Annotated in this window: 22 protein-coding genes; 10 read left to right on the forward strand and 12 right to left on the reverse strand. The window is 59.4% G+C overall.

The genetic code is table 11. The features are described from left to right. Nucleotide 1: 1 nt before the first annotated feature. The 6 genes from ROLI_RS06240 to ROLI_RS06265 all read left to right on the forward strand — a co-directional run bounded on the left by ROLI_RS06240 (nt 2) and on the right by ROLI_RS06265 (nt 4,792). Nucleotides 2-1,120 carry a DNA alkylation repair protein gene (locus tag ROLI_RS06240; protein WP_187428648.1) on the forward strand — a complete coding sequence of 373 codons (1,119 nt, stop codon included), beginning with the start codon at nt 2-4 and terminating at the stop codon, nt 1,118-1,120. Nucleotides 1,121-1,243: 123 nt separating this feature from the next. Beyond that, nucleotides 1,244-2,602 carry a sodium:proline symporter gene (locus tag ROLI_RS06245; RefSeq protein WP_187428647.1) on the forward strand — a complete coding sequence of 453 codons (1,359 nt, stop codon included), beginning with the start codon at nt 1,244-1,246 and terminating at the stop codon, nt 2,600-2,602. Nucleotides 2,603-2,644: 42 nt separating this feature from the next. Then, a complete protein-coding gene (locus ROLI_RS06250; protein ID WP_187428646.1) occupies nt 2,645-3,727 on the forward strand; it encodes an ABC transporter ATP-binding protein in 1,083 nt (360 codons plus the stop codon). A gap of 21 nt (nt 3,728-3,748) precedes the next feature. After that, nucleotides 3,749-4,099, forward strand: coding sequence for a Lin0512 family protein (locus ROLI_RS06255; RefSeq protein ID WP_187428645.1), 351 nt, complete (start codon nt 3,749-3,751; stop codon nt 4,097-4,099). Then, nucleotides 4,092-4,451 (forward strand): Lin0512 family protein, encoded by a 360-nt coding sequence (locus ROLI_RS06260; protein WP_187428644.1) that lies wholly within the window; start codon nt 4,092-4,094, stop codon nt 4,449-4,451. The genes ROLI_RS06255 and ROLI_RS06260 overlap by 8 nt, the downstream gene beginning before the upstream one ends. 110 nt (nt 4,452-4,561) lie before the next feature. After that, complete coding sequence (locus ROLI_RS06265; protein ID WP_187428643.1) at nt 4,562-4,792, forward strand: hypothetical protein; 231 nt, start codon at nt 4,562-4,564, stop codon at nt 4,790-4,792. 149 nt (nt 4,793-4,941) lie between these two features. Here the strand turns inward: ROLI_RS06265 and ROLI_RS06270 are convergent, their stop codons facing one another. Next, nucleotides 4,942-5,607, reverse strand: coding sequence for a YafY family protein (locus ROLI_RS06270; protein WP_187428642.1), 666 nt, complete (start codon nt 5,605-5,607; stop codon nt 4,942-4,944). A 27-nt stretch (nt 5,608-5,634) separates the two neighbouring features. Continuing rightward, nucleotides 5,635-6,009 (reverse strand): hypothetical protein, encoded by a 375-nt coding sequence (locus tag ROLI_RS06275; RefSeq protein ID WP_187428641.1) that lies wholly within the window; start codon nt 6,007-6,009, stop codon nt 5,635-5,637. Between the two features lie 212 nt (nt 6,010-6,221). Here ROLI_RS06275 and tatA point away from each other — a divergent pair, with 212 nt between their 5' ends. The 4 genes from tatA to ROLI_RS06295 are packed head-to-tail and all read left to right on the forward strand — an operon-like array spanning nt 6,222 to nt 8,622. Beyond that, nucleotides 6,222-6,434 (forward strand): twin-arginine translocase TatA/TatE family subunit, encoded by a 213-nt coding sequence (gene tatA, locus ROLI_RS06280; protein WP_187428640.1) that lies wholly within the window; start codon nt 6,222-6,224, stop codon nt 6,432-6,434. A gap of 3 nt (nt 6,435-6,437) precedes the next feature. Further along, nucleotides 6,438-6,896 (forward strand): Sec-independent protein translocase protein TatB, encoded by a 459-nt coding sequence (gene tatB / locus ROLI_RS06285; RefSeq protein ID WP_187428639.1) that lies wholly within the window; start codon nt 6,438-6,440, stop codon nt 6,894-6,896. Then, nucleotides 6,893-7,780 carry a twin-arginine translocase subunit TatC gene (locus ROLI_RS06290; protein ID WP_187428638.1) on the forward strand — a complete coding sequence of 296 codons (888 nt, stop codon included), beginning with the start codon at nt 6,893-6,895 and terminating at the stop codon, nt 7,778-7,780. The genes tatB and ROLI_RS06290 overlap by 4 nt, the downstream gene beginning before the upstream one ends. Further along, on the forward strand, nt 7,777-8,622 hold the full coding sequence (locus ROLI_RS06295) for an ATP-binding protein (RefSeq protein WP_187428637.1): 846 nt from the start codon (nt 7,777-7,779) through the stop codon (nt 8,620-8,622). The genes ROLI_RS06290 and ROLI_RS06295 overlap by 4 nt, the downstream gene beginning before the upstream one ends. 12 nt (nt 8,623-8,634) lie before the next feature. Here ROLI_RS06295 and ROLI_RS06300 read toward each other — a convergent pair whose 3' ends face one another. The 10 genes from ROLI_RS06300 to ROLI_RS06345 form a co-directional block, all read right to left on the reverse strand. Beyond that, a complete protein-coding gene (locus ROLI_RS06300) occupies nt 8,635-9,825 on the reverse strand; it encodes a LysM peptidoglycan-binding domain-containing protein (protein ID WP_187428636.1) in 1,191 nt (396 codons plus the stop codon). Between the two features lie 68 nt (nt 9,826-9,893). Then, complete coding sequence (locus ROLI_RS06305; protein ID WP_187428635.1) at nt 9,894-10,538, reverse strand: protein-L-isoaspartate(D-aspartate) O-methyltransferase; 645 nt, start codon at nt 10,536-10,538, stop codon at nt 9,894-9,896. After that, nucleotides 10,535-11,320: a 5'/3'-nucleotidase SurE gene (surE, locus tag ROLI_RS06310; RefSeq protein WP_187428634.1), complete on the reverse strand. Its 786-nt coding sequence runs from the start codon at nt 11,318-11,320 to the stop codon at nt 10,535-10,537. Before surE ends, ROLI_RS06305 begins: the two co-directional genes overlap by 4 nt. Before the next feature lie 99 nt (nt 11,321-11,419). Further along, complete coding sequence (locus ROLI_RS06315; protein ID WP_187428633.1) at nt 11,420-12,055, reverse strand: SDR family oxidoreductase; 636 nt, start codon at nt 12,053-12,055, stop codon at nt 11,420-11,422. Between the two features lie 32 nt (nt 12,056-12,087). Beyond that, on the reverse strand, nt 12,088-12,276 hold the full coding sequence (locus ROLI_RS06320; protein ID WP_187428632.1) for a hypothetical protein: 189 nt from the start codon (nt 12,274-12,276) through the stop codon (nt 12,088-12,090). 262 nt (nt 12,277-12,538) lie between these two features. After that, a complete protein-coding gene (gene purF, locus ROLI_RS06325; RefSeq protein ID WP_187428759.1) occupies nt 12,539-14,026 on the reverse strand; it encodes an amidophosphoribosyltransferase in 1,488 nt (495 codons plus the stop codon). A gap of 144 nt (nt 14,027-14,170) precedes the next feature. Then, complete coding sequence (locus ROLI_RS06330; RefSeq protein WP_187428631.1) at nt 14,171-15,265, reverse strand: ATP-binding protein; 1,095 nt, start codon at nt 15,263-15,265, stop codon at nt 14,171-14,173. Nucleotides 15,266-15,366: 101 nt separating this feature from the next. Further along, complete coding sequence (locus ROLI_RS06335; protein WP_187428630.1) at nt 15,367-15,921, reverse strand: CvpA family protein; 555 nt, start codon at nt 15,919-15,921, stop codon at nt 15,367-15,369. 24 nt (nt 15,922-15,945) lie between these two features. Continuing rightward, nucleotides 15,946-17,307: a DNA repair protein RadA gene (gene radA / locus ROLI_RS06340; protein ID WP_187428629.1), complete on the reverse strand. Its 1,362-nt coding sequence runs from the start codon at nt 17,305-17,307 to the stop codon at nt 15,946-15,948. Nucleotides 17,308-17,589: 282 nt separating this feature from the next. Continuing rightward, nucleotides 17,590-18,366 carry a DNA repair protein gene (locus tag ROLI_RS06345; protein WP_187428628.1) on the reverse strand — a complete coding sequence of 259 codons (777 nt, stop codon included), beginning with the start codon at nt 18,364-18,366 and terminating at the stop codon, nt 17,590-17,592. Nucleotides 18,367-18,457: the final 91 nt, after the last annotated feature.

Consider the following 18,457-nt stretch of genomic DNA (forward strand, 5'->3'; position numbering starts at 1 on the left):
CATGGCTGAAAAAATCCTCCGCAAGGATGAGCTGTTTAATGCGCAGACGGTCGCGCAATTGGGCGGTGAATACGCCCGCGCCGTGCCCGGTTTTGATCAGGCTCAATTTCAGCGTGAGGCGCTGGAGGGCCTTGCGTCCCGTGAATTGATGGCGCGCATGGATTGGCTGGCGGACTGTGTCGACGCACAACTGCCCGCCGATTTCACGCAAAAGGCCGCAGCGCTCGAGGCGGCCATGCCCGCCCCTCTGGACCCCATGCGGCAGGATGATGATTTCGGTCATTTCATCCACGCCATTCCGGGCATCCTCGCGGTGCGCCACGGGCTGGAAGCACACCGGGCCCGCGCCATGGATCTGCTCTATCGCGCGACGCAGCGGTTTTCGATGGAGTTCTATATCCGCTCTTTCCTCAATGAATGGCCCGCCGAAACACTCACAATCCTGAGCACTTGGGCAGGGGATGATAACTACCACGTGCGCCGCCTTGTGAGCGAAGGGACACGCCCCAAGCTGCCCTGGGCCCGCGCGGTCAAGCTGAGTGCGGCGCAAACCCTGCCGCTGCTGGACCAGCTGCACGCCGACCCAACGCGATATGTCACGCGCTCGGTCGCCAATCACCTGAACGATCTGTCCAAAACCCACCCCGATCTGGTGCTCGGCAGGCTGGCGCAGTGGACATCCCAAGCCCGGCAGGACCCAAAGGAGTTGGCCTGGATGACCCGCCACGCCCTGCGCACGTTGATCAAGCAGGGACATCCCGGTGCCATGGCCGCCTTGGGATATGACGCTGAGGCCCCGCTATCCGTACAGCTGGAATTGACCTCTCCCAGAGTTGAAATCGGTCAGGCCTTGGCCTTTTCCTGCACCATCACGGCACCTTGCGATGTGGCGGTGCTGGTGGATTACCGGATCAGTTTTGCGCGACCGGGTGGCAAACAGGGGCAGAAAGTTTTCAAGTTGAAACAGGGTGCGGTGCGGGCGGGTCACGGGCTTGTTTTGCGCAAATCCCACGTCCTGAAGGGTGATGCGACGACATTTCGGCTCTATCCCGGACCGCATCATCTGACGGTACAGGTCAACGGGGTGGACCGCGCCACCGGTCAATTCGAATTGCTCTGAACCGATCGCAGGACCGGGAACATACACAGATCATCACATTTCTGACAGGAAAAGAAGGTTGAACTGGTGCGCGCGCGGCACTTGGGCTAGCCGATATGCGTCACGAATTCAAAAGGCCAGGCCATGCATGTCGTTGTTTTAGGGGTTATTTTTTTGGCCGTTATTGTCGCAACCATGCTCGCCGCCCCCCGTCGCGCCACAGTGGAGGGGTTTTTTGGCGGTAAATCCGCGCAAGGTGCCGCGCCCGGTCTCTGGGTTCTGGTGCTCAGCCAGGTCACCACCTGGATTTTCGCCCGCTCGCTGATGAATGCGGCGATCCTCGGCTATTATTACGGGATTGCGGGGACGCTGGCCTATACCGCCTATTATTGCTCCTTCCTGACGGGGGGCGTGATTGTCGCGCATCTGCGCCGCACCGGCGCGCGTTCAATGCAGGATTGGTTGGGCGCGCATTTCGGACGCCTTGGGCAGGGCAGTTATAATCTTGTGATCGGCCTGCGGCTCTTGTCGGAGGTTTTTGCCAATCTGCTGGTGGTGGGGTTGATTTTTGACACGCTTGCGGGCGGGCAGGGGACGCTGGCCATCGCGGTCGTGTCCGTTCTGGGGCTTGCCTATTCGGCCTGGGGTGGGCTGAATGCGGCGCTGCGCACGGATGTGGTGCAAATGGTGCTATTTCTGGTGGCGTTGACGCTGGCGTTCCTCGCGCTTGTCCTGTCCCCGCAATTCTCGCTGGGTGCCGTGCTGATGGCCCCCGGCGTGTCGGGGCCTTATAACGGGTGGGTCCTGCTGGCGGTCGCAGCCCTTCAGGTGTTTTCCTATCCCGCGCATGATCCGGTGATGATGGACCGCGGCTTTCTGGCAGACCCGGACACGACGCGCCGCTCCTTCATTCATGCATTCTGGATCTCCACGCTATGTATCCTGGCATTCGGTTTTTTCGGCATCCAGGCCAGCCTGATCGGTGCCACCTATGAGGCCGAACTCATTGGCACATGGTCCGCGATGTTTCCCCCTTGGGTCTTCACGCTGCTGATCATATCGCTGTTGGTCTCCGCCCTCAGCACGCTTGATTCCGCGCTCGCCTCTTCGGCGCGCCTGGCCGTTGAGGAAATGGGGCTCCTCGCGCGCAGCCTCACCGGCGGGCGGCTGGTCATGTGCGGCGTCATGGCGCTCGGGGCGGCGCTGACGCTTTGGGGCAATGCTACGTTGTTTGACGCCGTCGCCGTCAGCGGCACGGCCTCCATGTTCCTCTCGCCGATTCTGCTGGTGGGGTTGATGGGGGGACGTAAAATCCCACTCTGGTCCTATCTGTTGGCCTACGGCGCGGCGTTGATCGGCGCCTTTGTCTATTTTGCGCGCGGCTGGCCGAGCATCGCGGCACTGCTGCCGCAGGGTCACAAATACGAGCAGCTCCTGGTGATCTGTATCATGGTGCTGGCCATTGGTTTCACCGCGGTGCTTGCGGGCACGCGGAAGGGCTGATAGCTGCTTATCCGATGAATTCTATCGGATTTGGAGTGCTGCGTGACGCCCCCCCCACCACGGCTGGAAATCAGGAACCTCAGACGCGCCTTTAACGGGCGCGCGGTGGTAGATGACGTCAGTTTTGCAATCCAGCCGGGGCAGGTGACCTGCCTGCTTGGACCCTCTGGCTGCGGCAAATCTACGACCCTGCGGATGATTGCGGGCGTGGAAATGCAGGACAGCGGCGAAATCTATGTGGACGGTCAATTGGTCTGTGACACCGTGTTCCGTCTGCCACCCGAGCGGCGCGAAATTGGCCTGATGTTTCAGGACTTTGCGCTGTTTCCCCATCTGAGTGTGGCGGATAACGTGGCCTTTGGGCTGAAAAAAGGCAGCAAAGCCGAAAAGCGCGCGCGGGTGGTCGAACTGTTGACGCGGGTGGATTTGATGCGCTTCATCGACGGTTATCCGCACCAGCTTTCGGGCGGGGAACAACAACGCGTGGCGCTGGCCCGCGCATTGGCTCCCAAACCCAAGATCATGCTGATGGATGAGCCGTTTTCGGGGTTGGACAACCGCCTGCGCGACGGCATCCGTGATGATACGCTAACCATCCTCAAGGAGGCCGATACCGCCGTGCTGCTGGTCACGCATGAGCCCGAAGAAGCCTTGCGCATGGCCGATGAAATCGCCCTGATGCGCGACGGTCAAATCGTACAGCGCGGCGCGCCCTATAACGTCTATACCCGCCCCGTGGATCGCGCTGCCGTGTCGTTTTTCTCGGATTCCAACGTCTTGCAGGCCCGGGTCAGCGGGGCTTTGGCGCATACCCCTTTTGGCCGCTTTCTGGCCCCCGGCGTGGCGGATGGCACCGAGGTCAACATCGTCTTTCGCCCGCAACATGTGCGCATTGATTTTGACCGTAACGGGACCGGACCGAAACCCACGGCCAGTGACGGCACGGCGGCGCGCGGTGTGGTGGAACGTGCGCGGTTCATGGGCAGCGAAAGCCTCGTGGAATTCCGCATGGATTATGATGGATCGGTGTTGCGTGCGACGGTGCCGAATGTATTCCTGCCGCAACCCGGCACGGTGATGTGGCTTACCATCCGGCGCGACAGATGTTTTGTTTTTGACGCCTGAGCGGCGGGAAGGAAGACGCAGATGAAACGATTATTGGTCGAGTTTGGCATGGGCACGTCGCTGCGACGGGGCGATTACACACAGGCCGCCGTGCGCGGGGTGCGCGATGCGCTGTGGCATAATTCGATCAACCTTGCGGAGCTGTTCGGGTTCGAAAAGACCGACATGCAGATCATCGTCGACATTGGTGTGCAGGATCCGGACGCGGTCGATATCGCGCAGATCGCAGAGGTATTTCCCTATGGCAATACCACGGTGCGCGTGCATCACGGCGGGCTGGATGTGGCGCGCCCCGAGGGAGAGGGTAATCCGACGATCATGGCCAATGTCGCCCTGACGGTCGGGTTCAAGATGGAGCGTGCAGATGTCTGAGCAGCGGTTGATCATCGAGATGGGCATGGGCAATGACCTGCATGGGCAGGATTATACCAAGGCCGCGCGCCGTGCCATTGAGGACGCGTTTCGCCACTCCTCCCTGCCGCTTTTTGGGGCTGTTGGTCTGGGTCATGACCAGATGCGCGTGCAGGTGACGGTGGCCGTGCAAAAGCCCGAAGCCGTGGACGCAGACGCTTTGGTCGCCACGCTGCCGCGAGGGCAGGCAACCGTGCGTGTGGTCAGGGGCGGGCTTGACGTTGCAACAGACGGCGAGGGGCCAATCGTCATCGCGCAGGCCAGCGTCGAGGCGTTTTTGCCGCCGCAAACAGGGTGGAAACTCACCTCATAAACCGGCGCATTTTCGCTATAATCCCTAGACTGTGACTTGCAGCGTCTGATCTGTGCACGTACTTAAAAAGGGTCGGTATCAGGCCGACAGCCTTTATAAGGAATAGAATAATGAAAAAAATCGGTATTATTGCAGTTCTCGCAACGATGGGCCTGCTACAGGCCTGCGCGACCTCCCCACAGCAACAAAGACAGGTTGGTTGTGTTGGCGCAGGCGTTGCGGGTGCCCTGGCCGGTGCGGCTCTGGGCAATCAGCTTGGCGGTGGGTCGGGTAATGATATCCTGACCGCTGGTGGTGCCGTTGCAGGCGGTGTAGCTGCGAATAACGCGGCTGGCTGCTGAGTAACAGCGCGTCCCGAGAGACAGCCTTGCGCTTGATCACCAGCCGCTTTGGTTCAAACCAAAGCGGCTGGTCTGCGCAAGAAGGGCATCGCCAATGGCCGGTGCCGCGAGACTATTTTTGTGGAAATTGAACACTTGGCCGCGTCTTGTTACGGCGCGTAATCCGCCAGCGATTTGCCGGGCTCATCCACAAACAGCTCCGGCAAGGCCTCTGCGGTCTGTATCAGATCCACCCGGAACACGCGGAAAGCACTGCGCAATTCACACCATGCGGTCAGTGTCCAGACGCGTCCCCAATATTCCATATGAAGCGGGCGAATAACGCGGGTGCTGACCTGCGCGTCTTTTGATGTATAGGTGATGCGCAGTTTTTGTTTCGCGCGAATGGCCGCACGCAGGATCGGCATATGAGAAAACCCCCGTGCCGCATCCGCAAAGGGGTAGACCGCGAATTTCCAAGCATCAGCCTGCGCAATCGTCTGGGTCGGCAGCACGGCATCGACCTTATCCGCCAGGCTGAGTGCTGCGGCCTTGAGATCGGCATCGGCGGCTTCGGCCACGATGGCCATGCCAAGGTTGAGCGCCTCCAACTCCTCCACTGTCAGGGTCAGCGGTGGCAGGGTGATCGCCTCCGTGATCATATAGCCGACACCGCGCTCGCCCTGCACCGGCACGCCCGAAGCGGTGAGCGTGTCCATGTCGCGGTAAATCGTGCGGGTTGATACCTCCAGGCGGGTCGCGATGTCCTGCGCGCGGTGCAACCGCCCGTCGCGCAGGATCTGGATGATGTCAAAAAGGCGGTCCGTGCGGCGCATGGGGGGACACTGCCACCGGCGTGCGGCCTAGTCCATCTGCATCATGACGCGCGCATAGCGCAACTCGACAGATGTTTCCGCCATCATCGCAAAGAACCGTGCAAACTCGGGCCGTTGCATCGCGTTGGCTTCGGTCTCTTTCGCGGCTTGCAGCGACGTCCAGAGAATAAAATCGGTCCAGACCCCATTGTCATCCCGCGACAGGGTGCGCGAGATAACAGCCCCGGTCTCGCGCAGAAAGGCTTCGGTCCCTTGTGCGGCCAAGACGGCGGCCTCGATGCTGATGCCCGGTTTCAACCGATAACTCACGATTTCGGCAATCGGACCCGGAGCCGGGTCGCCGCGCGGCGTATCCGTGGCGGCGAATGCGATGAGGGTGGTGAATAGGGGGAGAATGCGCATGAGTTTTCCTTTCAATATCCTGCGTTCAGCGTGGACATGACACAGCACAACTGACATAAACCTGTCAGTTGATATGCTGCGATGCGCATTTTCTGGGTTAACGGCCCCTCTGATGGCATCAGACACGGCTTTGAGCCTTCCCGTCGGGCCTGGATTTTCGTAACGCTGTGATGGAATGCTCGGCAGGGCGCAAAAGATATGGGAGATTTCAAATGTTGAATAATATTGGCCTTCCCGGCCTGTTGCTGATCGCGGTTGTCGTGCTGGTGCTTTTTGGGCGCGGCAAGATTTCCAGCCTGATGGGCGAAGTCGGCAAGGGCATCACCTCCTTCAAAAAGGGCATCAGCGACGGGCAGGATGAGATCGCCAAGGCCTCCGAGGAAGCCAAGGATGTCACGCCCGAGACCGAAAAAGACAAGGTCTGATCCATGTTCGATATTGGCATGACGGAGATGCTGGTCATCGGCGTCGTCGCTCTGATCGTTGTGGGCCCGAAGGATTTGCCGGTGCTGTTCCGCAAGGCGGGAGAGGCGGTCGGCAAGGCCAAGGGCATGGCGCGCGAGTTCAGCCGGGCCATGAATGATGCGGCCGATCAAACCGGCATGAATGACGTCGCCAAGGGCCTCAAAACCGCGACCAACCCGATCAATTCGGCGATTGACGGGGTGAAAAACGCGGCGGCCGATCTGAGTAAATTTGATCCCGAAAGCGAGACCGGCAAGCTGGCGTCTGAGCGCGCCGAACAGACCAAGAAGATCCAGGCCGCGACCGCCCGTGCGGCGGCAGATCGTAAAATGAAAGAGGCGCAGGACGCTCAGGCCGCCGCCGCCAAGCTCGAAGCAGCCCGCGACGCCGCCCCGACACCCCCCGCCAAGAGTGACACATGAGCGCATCCGATGACATCGACGAAAGTGCCGCCCCGCTGATCGAGCATCTGGCGGAATTGCGCACGCGGCTGATCCGCTCCGTGCTCGCATTTCTGGTTGGCATCGTGCTGGTCTTCATCGTGGCCGAACCGATCCTGCAATATCTGCTGGGACCGATTGAGGCCACGCTGCGCGACCTGGGCGATCCGTCCCCGACGCTGCAATACACCTCCCCGCAGGAATACCTCTTTACGCTGTTTCGGATCTCCATGGTCTTTGGCTTTGCGCTGGCCTTTCCTGTAATCGGGTTCCAGCTCTGGCGCTTTGTCGCCCCCGGTCTTTACAAGGCGGAGAAGGGTGCGTTCCTGCCGTTCCTGCTGGCTTCGCCCTTGATGTTCATGCTGGGCGCGTCCTTTGCGCATCTGGTCGTGACGCCGCTGGCGATGCAATTCTTCCTTGGATTTGCCGATGTCTCCTCGATCTTTGCGAATCTGCTGTCCGGGACGGTCTCCGATCTGCCCGTGGACGCTGCCATTGTCCCGGAAACCCAGGACGGCGTGCGCATCACCTTCTTTGGCAAGGTCAATGAATCGCTCGATATCACGCTGAAATTCATCATGGCCTTCGGGATGTGTTTCCAATTGCCGGTGCTGCTGACGCTGATGGGCAAGGCCGGTCTGGTGAGCGGTGAGGGGCTTGCGAATGTGCGCAAATACGCCGTGGTCGCCATTCTGGTGCTGGCCGCATTGGTCACCCCGCCGGATGTGATCACGCAGGGCATCCTCTTTGTGGTGGTTTATGGTCTCTATGAGGTTTCCATCTTCCTTGTGCGCCGCGTCGAGAATAAGCGCGAAGCAAAACTGCGCGCCGAAGGGTTCTATGACGATGAGGACGAATTGACGTGATCGACGACCCGATGGACCGGATCGCGGCGGCGCTGGAACGTATGGCACCGCCGTCCCAAGCTGCCCCCGATTTCGCTGCCGCTGCCGCCTTTGTATGGCATGTTGAACCGGACCGGCTTGAACCGGTGGCAGAGGTCTCGCGCGTTGATCTTTCGCTGCTGATTGGTGTGGACCGCTCGCGCGATACCTTGCTGGCGAATACCGAACAATTTGCGCGGGGCTTGCCCGCCAATAACGCGCTGCTTTGGGGTGCGCGGGGTATGGGAAAGTCAAGTTTAGTCAAGGCGATACACGGCGAAGTTCATGCAAAACATGAAGGCCTGCGGATCATCGAATTGCAACGCGAAGACCTGCCTTCTGTCGGGCGTTTGCTGAACCTGCTGCGCGGTGCGCCTTATCGGTTCATCCTGTTTTGCGATGACCTTAGTTTTGGCCATGATGATGCGCATTACAAGAGCCTCAAGGCGGTGCTGGATGGTGGGATCGAAGGACGCCCGGAAAACGTCGTGCTTTACGCAACCTCCAACAGGCGCCACCTGATGCCGCGTGATATGATCGAAAACGAGCGGGGTAGCGCGATCAACCCCTCCGAGGCGGTTGAGGAAAAAGTGTCGCTGTCGGATCGGTTCGGCTTGTGGCTCGGCTTTCACCCCTGTGATCAGGATCAATACCTGGCGATGATCCGCGGCTATTGCACGGCTTACGGTGTGGATATATCAGACGAAAACCTGCGCGCCGAAGCCATTGAATGGCAAGCCACCCGCGGGTCCCGCTCAGGGCGCGTGGCCTGGCAATATTTCACCGATCTGGCCGGTCGCAGCGGTGTGACGCTCGCGGGCTGAGCCTCGCGCATCCTATTTGAGATAGGGGATGGGATCGACGCTGTCGAACCCCTTGCGCACCTCGAAATGCACATAGGCATCATCACCACTCCGCAATTCAGCGATGGTCTGGCCACGCTTGACGCGGGTTCCTTTTTCGACGGTGACATCGGTCACATTCGCATAGACCGTCAGCAATTCGGGATCATGGCGGATCACGATGATCGGGATGCCCTCAGCGCTTTTGGTGATGGCGGCAACCGTGCCCGCATCGGCGGCCTTGACCGGATCACCGGCGTTGGCTTTGATGTTGATGCCTTCGTTCTTGCCTTTGGCGTATTCGCGAATGATGGACCCGGAAACTGGGAACACCATGGCGGCCTCGGATGAGGCTTTGCTCGCCTCACCGACGTCGACCTGGGGCAATACCGCAGCGGTCACGGTTTTTTCAGGTTCAGGCAGAGGTTTTGTCGCGCTTGGCGGTGTGGGTGTGGGTGAACCGGCACCCGGCTGGGTCACGGCGGCGGTGCTTGCAGCGGCCGTCGGTTGCGGTCCGGCCTGCCGGGCGAGCGGGATCAGCAGGAACTGGCCTTCGCGGATCGCGAAATCAGACCCCAAACCATTCCATTCGGCCAGCGATTTCACCGGAACATTGTAGAGCCGCGCAATGGTATAGGCGGTTTCGCCGCGTTCTACTTTGTGGCGCGTCGGCTCCGTACCGCTCTGGGGCTGCGGGGTGGTTGCGGCGGGCGGCAATGCGGCGGTACGCACGCCTTGCGTCTCGGGCGCGCGGTTGATGGCATCCCCGGCGAGGGTTGCAACGTCCACGCTGCCCGCGGCGACCGCGCCCGTCGCGGCGGAAGGTTCCGCCACGCGACTGGGCAGGGCGATGACCTCACCACTGCGCAGCGGCACGCCACTTTCGATGCCGTTGAAGCGCGCCAATTCGGGTGCGCTGACGCCAAGGCGCTGTGCCACGCTTTCAACCGTGTCCCCGCGTTGGGCAATGGCCACCTGGTAATTGGGATAGGAAATCACACCGCGCGCGTCCGGGTTGGGGCGTTCGGCGATCTGTTCCTGGTTGGCAGCGCCTGCCGTACTGAAGGCACCAAGCCCGCTGCGGATGTCAAAATCAAGCGGATCAGCGCAGCCGGCCAGTGCGACCATCGCTGTCATACTCAACAGCCACAGGCGCACACGCGGGCGCGAAGTAAAATGTGTCATCTGCAATTCCTCAATCAGCCACTGGCGCGCATCGGTTGATCCGACGCTTTGAGCGCAAGTATAGCAGCTTATCCGTCCTTTCCCAAGCCTTCGAGCAAAGGAACAAAACGGACCTGGCGCAGCTCTTCATATTCAATGCCTTGCCGGGTTTTGCGCACAACAATGAGGTGCTGCACCGCATCAGATTGACCCACCGGCACCACCATGATGCCGTCCATCTTGAGCTGGTCCATCAATGTGCCGGGGGGATCTTCGGCGGCGGCGGTCACGATGATGCGGTCAAATGGAGCCTGATCGGGCAGACCAAAACTGCCGTCCCCGGTGATGGCGGTGATATTTGCTAGGCTCATCTCGTCAAAAATATCGCGCGCTTCACGCACGAGGCGGCGATGGCGGTCAATGGTATAGACGCGGCGTGCAAGCTTGCTCAGGATCGCGGCCTGATAGCCCGAACCCGTGCCGATTTCGAGCACCTTGTCACGCGGGCTGACATGCAGAGCCTGCGTCATCAGCCCGACAACCGATGGCTGGCTGATGGTTTGCCCGCAAGCGATGGGCAACGGCATGTCCTCATAGGCGCGCTCGGAAAAAATGCCGCGGATGAACGGCCCGCGATCAATGCTCTCCATCGCGGAGAGCACACGTTTGTCGGTCACACCTTTGGAGCGCAGCGCATAGAGAAATTGCATCTTGCGTTCCGCATCAGGGGTCATGTGGCGATGCCGGAAAGCGCGCCCATCATTTCATGCGCCGTTAGATCCGCGCGCATCGGCGTCACCGAAATAAAGCCTGCCAAATTATCGGCGGCATCTGACCCCGGAGCCGTGGCGATCTGTTGATCCCCGCCCCGGATCCACAAAAACCGCCGCCCCGAGGGGGACATATGCGGCTCGGTTGAAAACCCCGTGCCGCTGCGTATCCCTTGCGTGGACAGGCGCACACCCTTAACGTCCTGTCCGGCTACGGGCGGAAAATTCACGTTGTAAAACAAACGGTAACCGCCATTTTCTTCTGGCGTATGCGCGAGAATACGGCGCATAACATCCGCACCGTGCTGCGCGGCGGCCTCAAACGGATTGTCGATCTGGGCATTTGCGGGGCCGTAATATTGCGACAGCGCGATGGCAGGCAAGCCTTGCAAAGCCGCCTCCATTGCCCCCCCGATGGTGCCGGAATAAAGCGTATTTTCGGCCGAATTATTGCCCCGGTTGACGCCTGAAAGAACCAGATCGGGCGGGGTATTCTTCATGACATCATGGAGCCCGGCCAAAATGCAATCCGCAGGTGATCCTTCGGCGGCAAAGCGGCGCGGGCCAAATTCGCTGATCATCATCGGGTGGGTATAGCTGATGCAATGACCGACGCCGGATTGCTCAAACGCCGGAGCCACGGTCCAGACCTCGCCCGTATCGCCGGCGAGATCGGCGGCAATATCATGCAGCACCTTCAGCCCCGGCGCATTAATACCGTCGTCATTTGTAATGAGAATTCGCATGAATAAGCCCCTTTGCGCCTTGATAGGCGAGCCCTGCACTTGCGGCAAGAGCGCGTGCGCCGGGCGCGGGTTTTATTGTTTTCGCGTAGCGTTCTGGCGTCAAAGCTGTGCAAGAACAGCCTTGGCCGCGATGGTCGGATCGGTCAATTTTTCCCTGTCTTCACCAGGATGAAACCGCGCACGGGTGGCCGTTGGCATGGGGGGAGGCGTAAGGATCGACACCTTTGGCCCGGTTTTCACCGTTTCCGCCTGCCAGCTGCGCGCCAAGGCAATTTGTGCGGCCTTTGTGCTGCCGTAGCTGCCAAAAAATTTCACACCTGCCTGCGGATCATCAAAGAAAACAGCCTGTCCAGACGCGCCGAGCAGGGGCGCCACATAGGCGATCAACGTCGCGGTAGCCGTCAGATTGCCGGACACGGATCTCGCAAAATCTTTGGGATCGATATGGTTTGTTGGCGTGAGCGGGGCGGCATGAATGGCCGTGTGACACCACAGATCCAGCGTGTTCCAACGCTCGTAAATCCCCCGGCATAGCGTCGCCATCGCATCCGCATTCGTGACATCCATCGGTGCCAAGGTCGCGGATCCGCCTTTGGCCGTGATCCGGTCGTCGAGCTCTTCAAGCGCGCCGGTGGTTTTCGCCACGGCGATGATATGATGGGTCGGGGCCAAGGCCACGGCCAGGGCGGCACCCAAGCCACGTGAGGCACCGGTAATGAGGGCTGTTTTTGTCATGAAACATGTGATGGGCGCGATTGATGGGCGCGTCAAGCGGTCGCGCGATGATATTTGAGCGTAAGGAGGGCGCAATGTTCGATGGCATCCATCGGCATGGGGTTTTTCAGGTCAATATGCAAGGCGCGTGCAACTTCGTAGTCAAATTGGGTTGGGTAGATCGTGCGCAGGGTTTCAAGCAGGTTGGTCCGGCAATTCACATAAAGACTAAGTCGGTCCATCCGGGCGGGGCTCCAATGGCATCGCAACGTGGACCCGACCCTTGGTTTTTTCGGCAACCAGGAAGGCTGCCCCCATTTCAGAGTTTCCTGCAAAGGTCCAACATCATGGCGCGCAGCGACGTCGAAAACTATTCGTCGAATTTTTCCAAATCGGGCTTTGGCCTCAACAGGCCAGGGCTTGATGGTTTCGCAGAGGTCATCGGGCAACGGTTTCATGTGGCTATAGTGCTCCAACTCCCTGACATTTTTTGTCAGCAGTCGATTACTCCGCGGCCTTCATTTCGAACCCGCTTTCGATCTGGTCGGAGGGTTTGACCGGGTATTCGCCAGAAAAACAGGCATCGCAATATTGGGGTTGCTTGGCGTTGCGCCCTTTTGCTTCGCCAACCGCACGGTACAGACCGTCCAGAGAAATGAAGCGCAAACTGTCCACTTGCAGATGTTCGCGCATTTCCTCTTCGGACATCGTCGCGGCGAGCAGCTTTTCACGTTGCGGCGTGTCCACCCCATAAAAACAGGGCCATGCCGTGGGCGGCGAGGCAATGCGGAAATGCACCTCGGCGGCTCCGGCATCCAGGATCATCTCCTTGATCTTGCGCGATGTGGTACCACGCACAACCGAATCATCCACCAGGATCACGCGCTTGCCCTTTATCAACGCCCGGTTCACGTTCAGTTTCAGGCGCACACCCATGTTGCGGATTTGTTCGGTGGGCTCGATGAATGTGCGGCCCATGTATTGGTTGCGGATGATCCCCATTGCATAGGGAATACCAGATTCCAGCGAGAATCCAATTGCCGCAGGCGTACCCGAATCAGGAACGGGGCAGACCAGATCGGCGTCCACTGGCGCTTCCTTGGCCAATTCACGCCCAATGGCTTCGCGGGTTTCATAAACAGACCGACCGCCCAGAATACTGTCGGGCCGGCTGAAATAGACATGTTCAAAAATACAAAATCGCGGTTTTTGGGGGCGGAAGGGGAAGTGCGATTCCACGCCCTTCTCGGTGATTACAACCATTTCGCCCGGTTTGATTTCACGTATGAACTCTGCGCCGATGATGTCGAGCGCGCAGGTTTCCGAACTCAGCGCCCACCCATCTGCAACACGGCCCAGAACCAAAGGCCGCACCCCAAGCGGATCCCGCACGCCAATCAATTTGGTACGGGTCATCGCGACGACGGAAAATGCGCCCTCGACCCGGCGCAGCGCGTCTTCCATGCGTTCGGGGATCGTGCGTTGCAGGCTGCGCGCCATCAGGTGGATGATGCATTCGCTGTCCGAGGAGGATTGAAATATTGACCCGCGTTCGATCAATTCCCGGCGTAACGCGTTTGCGTTGGTGATATTGCCGTTATGGGCAATCGCGGCACCCCCCATGGCGAATTCACCAAAGAACGGTTGCACGTCGCGGATCGCGGTCTGTCCCTTTGAACCGGCGGTGGAATAGCGCACATGCCCGATGGCCAGCGGGCCGGGCAGGGTTTCCATGATCTTTTGCGAGGTAAAATTATCGCGCACATAGCCAAAGCGTCGGGCCGATTGAAACCCCTGTTCGGCGTCATGCGAAACGATGCCGCCGGCTTCCTGGCCACGATGTTGCAGCGCGTGCAGGCCAAGTGCGACGAAATTGGCGGCATCGACAACGCCAATCACGCCGAAAATGCCACATTCCTCTTTCAGTTTGTCCTCATCGTCACCATCACCATCACGCAGATAGGAGGTGTCGAAGGGGTGAGCGGGCGGCATGATCTTGGACAACGGGCAGCTCCGAATCCGGGTTTGGATGACAGACCCTATGTAGGGTGTCGCGCGGTGGGTGTCACGAACCGATCCTGATATGCGCAATGTTAATGAGGTGGAGGTGACGGTTTGTACAAGCTTGGCGAGAATCTATCCTGTTTTTCGGGCAATGCGAGCAAGCTTTGGGGGTTCTATGCTTGTACTCATGACTTTTCCGGGGAGGGTAAAGCCGATCGCGCAACCGTTTTTATCACTACTGTCCAGGACCGAAATGGTGCCGCCACGCGCCGTGAGCAGCCGTCTGATGCTGAGAAGACCATACCCTGTATCGCCTCTTAGGGAGGCGTTTTCGACAAAAGCCTGCCCGATGTTTTTAAAGCCGGAGCCGTCGTCGCGCACCTCAATACTGATGGTGCCGGGGCCAGATTGACGGGCTTCGATTACAATGGACAATCGATCCTTGCTGCCATGCTTCATGGAATTGTCCAGCAGATTGCGCAATACGATCTGAATTGCGGTTTTATCACCGTAAAGCGTCACATCCGGCCATGTTACAAAATGAACGGCCCGCGGGTCGAGAACATCCAGGATGATCTGGCACAATGGGGCGAAATCAAACGGGACGATGTCGGGCGCGGTGTTTGTCTGATCGGCATGGGTCAGCACGTCCCTGAGCAGGATGCCCGATTTGGTGGCGACTTCATCCAAAAGATCAATCAGTTGCAGCTTGCCATCGCCATGGTCTTCAAAATCATCGCGCAGCATATCGGCCAGTATCGAGATATTCCGCATCGGCGTACGCAGATCATGCGCGGCAAGTGCGACAAATTGCTCTGCGTCATTGTTCAGACAGCTGAGGTTATGGTGCAGCCTGCGCGCTTCATGCTCAGCGGATATGTCAATACTGGTGCCGATGATACCTGTGACTTGCCCCCGCAGATTTCGTTGCGGTTTCAGCGTCCTGCGCCACCAGGTCGCGGTGCCAGAATCCAAAATATTGAATTCATAAATTTTGGGTTCACCACTCAGGATTGCGGCCATGTGATGCTGGTACTCTGGCTCGGCAAGGGAAGGGGGGTAAATATCGCGCGCGGTTTTGCCAATCACCATATCGCGTGACAGCCCGCTTTCCAGCTCAGCAGTGCGGTTCCAGATTGTGTATCGCGGAGTGCCCTCAGTATCCGGCTCAACGACAAAAACACAAGCTGCCACTTGGTCAAAACAATCAGTTTCTGGATCAGTCACTTGTGCCTCGGTCCTCTTCGCTTGCGCGCAGGTTACCGGGTGCAGATTTAAAATCGCGTTAAACCAACCATATTTTCAGACCGTAACCCGTGGCGGTGCAATCAGTTACCACAATTGCCAACGAGGGCTTCGTATTGCGCCGTGATCCAGCCCAGAGCCTGTTCGGGTTCGGAATTCTGAATCCGCTCGGAGAGCTGTGAAAAGACGATGGCGGAGCGGCTTTCATCCACCACGGTATAGGTTTCACCAGTGATCACGGTTTCATAGACAAAAAACGCGATCGCGATGAGCAGGACGCCGCGCGCCACGCCGAAGACAAAGCCAAACCCCTGATCAATACCACCCAGGACGGAGCGTTGCACAACAGAGGCAAACAGCGGCGTAAACAGCGACACCACGATCAGGGCGACGGCAAAAACCAGCGCGAAGGCCCCGATGATGGAGAGTTCACAGCTGTCGGCCAGAAACTCCCCTACGACCGGGATTTCGCGCACCAGCGGCTCGACCTGTGGCGCAAACAGAAAGCCGAGGACGGCGGCCGCGACCCAGCCGACAATCGCCATCACCTCGCGCACAAGCCCTCGCCCGTAAGCCAGCAGGGCTGAAACCACGAGGACCAGCGCCACGACGCCGTCAATGATGGTAAAACCTTCCATAGTTCCGATGCCTTTCCTTCGCGCTTATCCCGCGCCAAATATTTCGCCCACAAACCCGGTCAGATCCGCCATCGTGTTCAGCGCAATACCGTTCACTCCCACGGCTTTGCCACCGCTCGGAGCAATTGCGCTGGTGAAACCAAGTTTTTGCGCTTCTTTCAACCTGTTTTCGGTCTGTGTGGCTGGGCGCAGCGCACCGGAGAGGCTGATTTCGCCAAACACGACTGTATCCGCGGGCAGAGCGGCGTCTTCGCGCGCGCTCAAAAGCGCAGCAGCCACCGCCAGATCGGCGGCGGGTTCGGAGACCTTCATCCCACCGGCGACATTGAGATAGACGTCAAGCCCGGCAAAGGGGATGCCGCAGCGCGCCTCCAGCACCGCCAGGATCATCGCGAGACGCCCGCCGTCCCAGCCGACCACCGTGCGGCGCGCCTGTGAATGGGGCGAGGGGGCCACAAGGGCCTGAAATTCGACCAACACCGGGCGCGTGCCTTCCACGCCTGCAAAGACCACTGAGCCGGGTGAGGGTTCGCCGCGCTCGGATAGAAACAGCGCGGAAGGGTTGGTGACTTCGGCCAGCCCCTTGCCGGTCATCTCGAACACACCGATTTCATCGGCTGGGCCAAAGCGGTTTTTGACCGCGCGCAGGATGCGAAATCGATGCCCGCGCTCGCCCTCGAAATAAAGCACCGTGTCGACCATATGTTCGACCACGCGCGGACCCGCGATTTGCCCGTCCTTGGTCACGTGGCCCACGAGGATCACGGAAACGCCTTTGCGCTTGGCAAAACTGGTCAGTTCGTGGGCAGCGGCGCGTACCTGGCTGACCGACCCCGGCGCGCTTTCGACGTTATCGGCCCACATGGTTTGGATCGAATCGATGATCGCCAGCTGTGGCCTTTCCGCCTCCAGCGTGGTCAGAATATCGCGCAGGTTGGTCTCGGCGGCCAGTTTCACCGGCGCATCTGCCAGATCAAGACGCTGTGCGCGCATCCGCACCTGCGCGCTGGCCTCTTCGCCGGAGACATAGATGGTTTTCAACCCCGAGCGTGCAAATTGCGCGGCGGCCTGGAGCAGGAGCGTGGATTTGCCAATGCCGGGATCGCCCCCAACCAGAATGGCCGACGCCGGCACCAAGCCCCCACCCAGCACCCGGTCCAGTTCGGCGATGCCCGATTGTGTGCGCGGTGGCGGGGGTTCCTGCGTGGCCAGATCGGTAAGGACAATGGACGACCCACGTTTGCCCCCCAGCGATTTCGCCGGACCCTTGGAGATGCCCGCGTCCTGCACAATGGTGTTCCATTCTGCGCAAGCTTCACAACGCCCGGCCCATTTGGTGGTGACATTGCCACAGGCCGAACAGGAGAAGGAAGGGGATTTTGCCATACCGTCTTGTGGCCTAGCCGCTCGGTCGGGTCAAAGGCAAAATGCGCGCGGCACCGGCGCGATTTCTCGTGCTGTGCACGAGGGGCGCTGGGGCTTTATGCACAAGCGTGGCAACGGCCTTTACGCCGCCAAACAGCCGACCGGGCAATCCGGAACGCGGGCGCTCCGAAGCCGTTTTTGATAAATCGCGATTCGCCACAGCTGGGTTACTTGCGGGTCCTGCCAAACAGAAACGTGCTCCCGGAGCACCCGCCGGCTGCACGCTGTGACAGCGAGTGGTGGCTATTCCGCAGCCAATCTGGGCAGCCGTATCACATCGTCTTCCTGAACATTCGCCACAGGTGTCTCAGAGTCTGCAAACTTGATTTCAGGCAGGATCTCTTCGAGGTCTTCGATCAGGCGATCCAGTTGCGATTTGGCAACCGCCTCATCGAGGTCCAGCCGGTTGGCCCATTGGCGAATGTCGGTATGCAGCGCCTTTGCATGATCCAACCGCTCCTGAAAGGTTTCGATCTCCTGCTGGCGTTGCAGCAAAAACCCATGCGCGCGGTCCACGCGCTCATCCGAAAAGCTCTGCGCCAGGTCCTGGCTGATGCGGCTCATCTGGGCGGCGACCTCAAGGATATCGGGCTCAAGACTGCCCAGATCGGGGTGATCGCGCAGATGCACGATGCGTTCCTTCACCGCATCAAATTCGGACGGAGCCTGAAACAGACCCTTGCGGTCATCGCTGTGCACGATGGCATAGGCGCGTGCGATGTCTTCCATGCGCAGCGAAAAGCTGTGGTGGGCCGCTTCCAGACGCATGACGCGCTGGTTGGTCGGCAAAAAGAAACACAGGGACAGGAGTAACAAAGTCATTGCCGCCTGCGCATAGGCACCACCGTTTTCAAGCGTTACGCCATTGATCGCCAGAGGCAGTTCGAGCCAAGGCAAAACGCCCGCGAGCGCCAGCCCGGAAAAGAGCACAGACACCAGAGTTGCAACCGCGATGAGCGCGAGGGCAAAACCCTGGAAAAGAGAACGCGTCATCATCAACGCGGGACGAAATTGTTCCATGGAAATACACTCCCTGAAAATCTTTAACATCGGCAACAAACCGCCGAACCTGGGAGTAACCTATCATAAATGAATCAAAATTTCGAATAAA

This window comes from Roseobacter fucihabitans, assembly GCF_014337925.2.
GTDB lineage: Bacteria > Pseudomonadota > Alphaproteobacteria > Rhodobacterales > Rhodobacteraceae > Roseobacter > Roseobacter fucihabitans.

Excerpts from the sequence above, each read along its gene's own strand:
- tatB (WP_187428639.1), top strand. The coding sequence starts at position 6,438 with ATGTTCGATATTGGCATGACGGAGATGCTGGTCATCGGCGTCGTCGCT.
- ROLI_RS06240 (WP_187428648.1), top strand. The coding sequence starts at position 2 with ATGGCTGAAAAAATCCTCCGCAAGGATGAGCTGTTTAATGCGCAGACG.
- tatA (WP_187428640.1), top strand. The coding sequence starts at position 6,222 with ATGTTGAATAATATTGGCCTTCCCGGCCTGTTGCTGATCGCGGTTGTC.
- ROLI_RS06245 (WP_187428647.1), top strand. The coding sequence starts at position 1,244 with ATGCATGTCGTTGTTTTAGGGGTTATTTTTTTGGCCGTTATTGTCGCA.
- ROLI_RS06275 (WP_187428641.1), bottom strand. The coding sequence starts at position 6,009 with ATGCGCATTCTCCCCCTATTCACCACCCTCATCGCATTCGCCGCCACG.
- ROLI_RS06290 (WP_187428638.1), top strand. The coding sequence starts at position 6,893 with ATGAGCGCATCCGATGACATCGACGAAAGTGCCGCCCCGCTGATCGAG.
- ROLI_RS06305 (WP_187428635.1), bottom strand. The coding sequence starts at position 10,538 with ATGACCCCTGATGCGGAACGCAAGATGCAATTTCTCTATGCGCTGCGC.
- radA (WP_187428629.1), bottom strand. The coding sequence starts at position 17,307 with ATGGCAAAATCCCCTTCCTTCTCCTGTTCGGCCTGTGGCAATGTCACC.
- ROLI_RS06335 (WP_187428630.1), bottom strand. The coding sequence starts at position 15,921 with ATGGAAGGTTTTACCATCATTGACGGCGTCGTGGCGCTGGTCCTCGTG.
- ROLI_RS06345 (WP_187428628.1), bottom strand. The coding sequence starts at position 18,366 with ATGGAACAATTTCGTCCCGCGTTGATGATGACGCGTTCTCTTTTCCAG.
- ROLI_RS06315 (WP_187428633.1), bottom strand. The coding sequence starts at position 12,055 with ATGACAAAAACAGCCCTCATTACCGGTGCCTCACGTGGCTTGGGTGCC.
- ROLI_RS06270 (WP_187428642.1), bottom strand. The coding sequence starts at position 5,607 with ATGCGCCGCACGGACCGCCTTTTTGACATCATCCAGATCCTGCGCGAC.
- ROLI_RS06300 (WP_187428636.1), bottom strand. The coding sequence starts at position 9,825 with ATGACACATTTTACTTCGCGCCCGCGTGTGCGCCTGTGGCTGTTGAGT.
- ROLI_RS06265 (WP_187428643.1), top strand. The coding sequence starts at position 4,562 with ATGAAAAAAATCGGTATTATTGCAGTTCTCGCAACGATGGGCCTGCTA.
- ROLI_RS06255 (WP_187428645.1), top strand. The coding sequence starts at position 3,749 with ATGAAACGATTATTGGTCGAGTTTGGCATGGGCACGTCGCTGCGACGG.
- surE (WP_187428634.1), bottom strand. The coding sequence starts at position 11,320 with ATGCGAATTCTCATTACAAATGACGACGGTATTAATGCGCCGGGGCTG.
- ROLI_RS06260 (WP_187428644.1), top strand. The coding sequence starts at position 4,092 with ATGTCTGAGCAGCGGTTGATCATCGAGATGGGCATGGGCAATGACCTG.
- purF (WP_187428759.1), bottom strand. The coding sequence starts at position 14,026 with ATGCCGCCCGCTCACCCCTTCGACACCTCCTATCTGCGTGATGGTGAT.
- ROLI_RS06320 (WP_187428632.1), bottom strand. The coding sequence starts at position 12,276 with ATGGACCGACTTAGTCTTTATGTGAATTGCCGGACCAACCTGCTTGAA.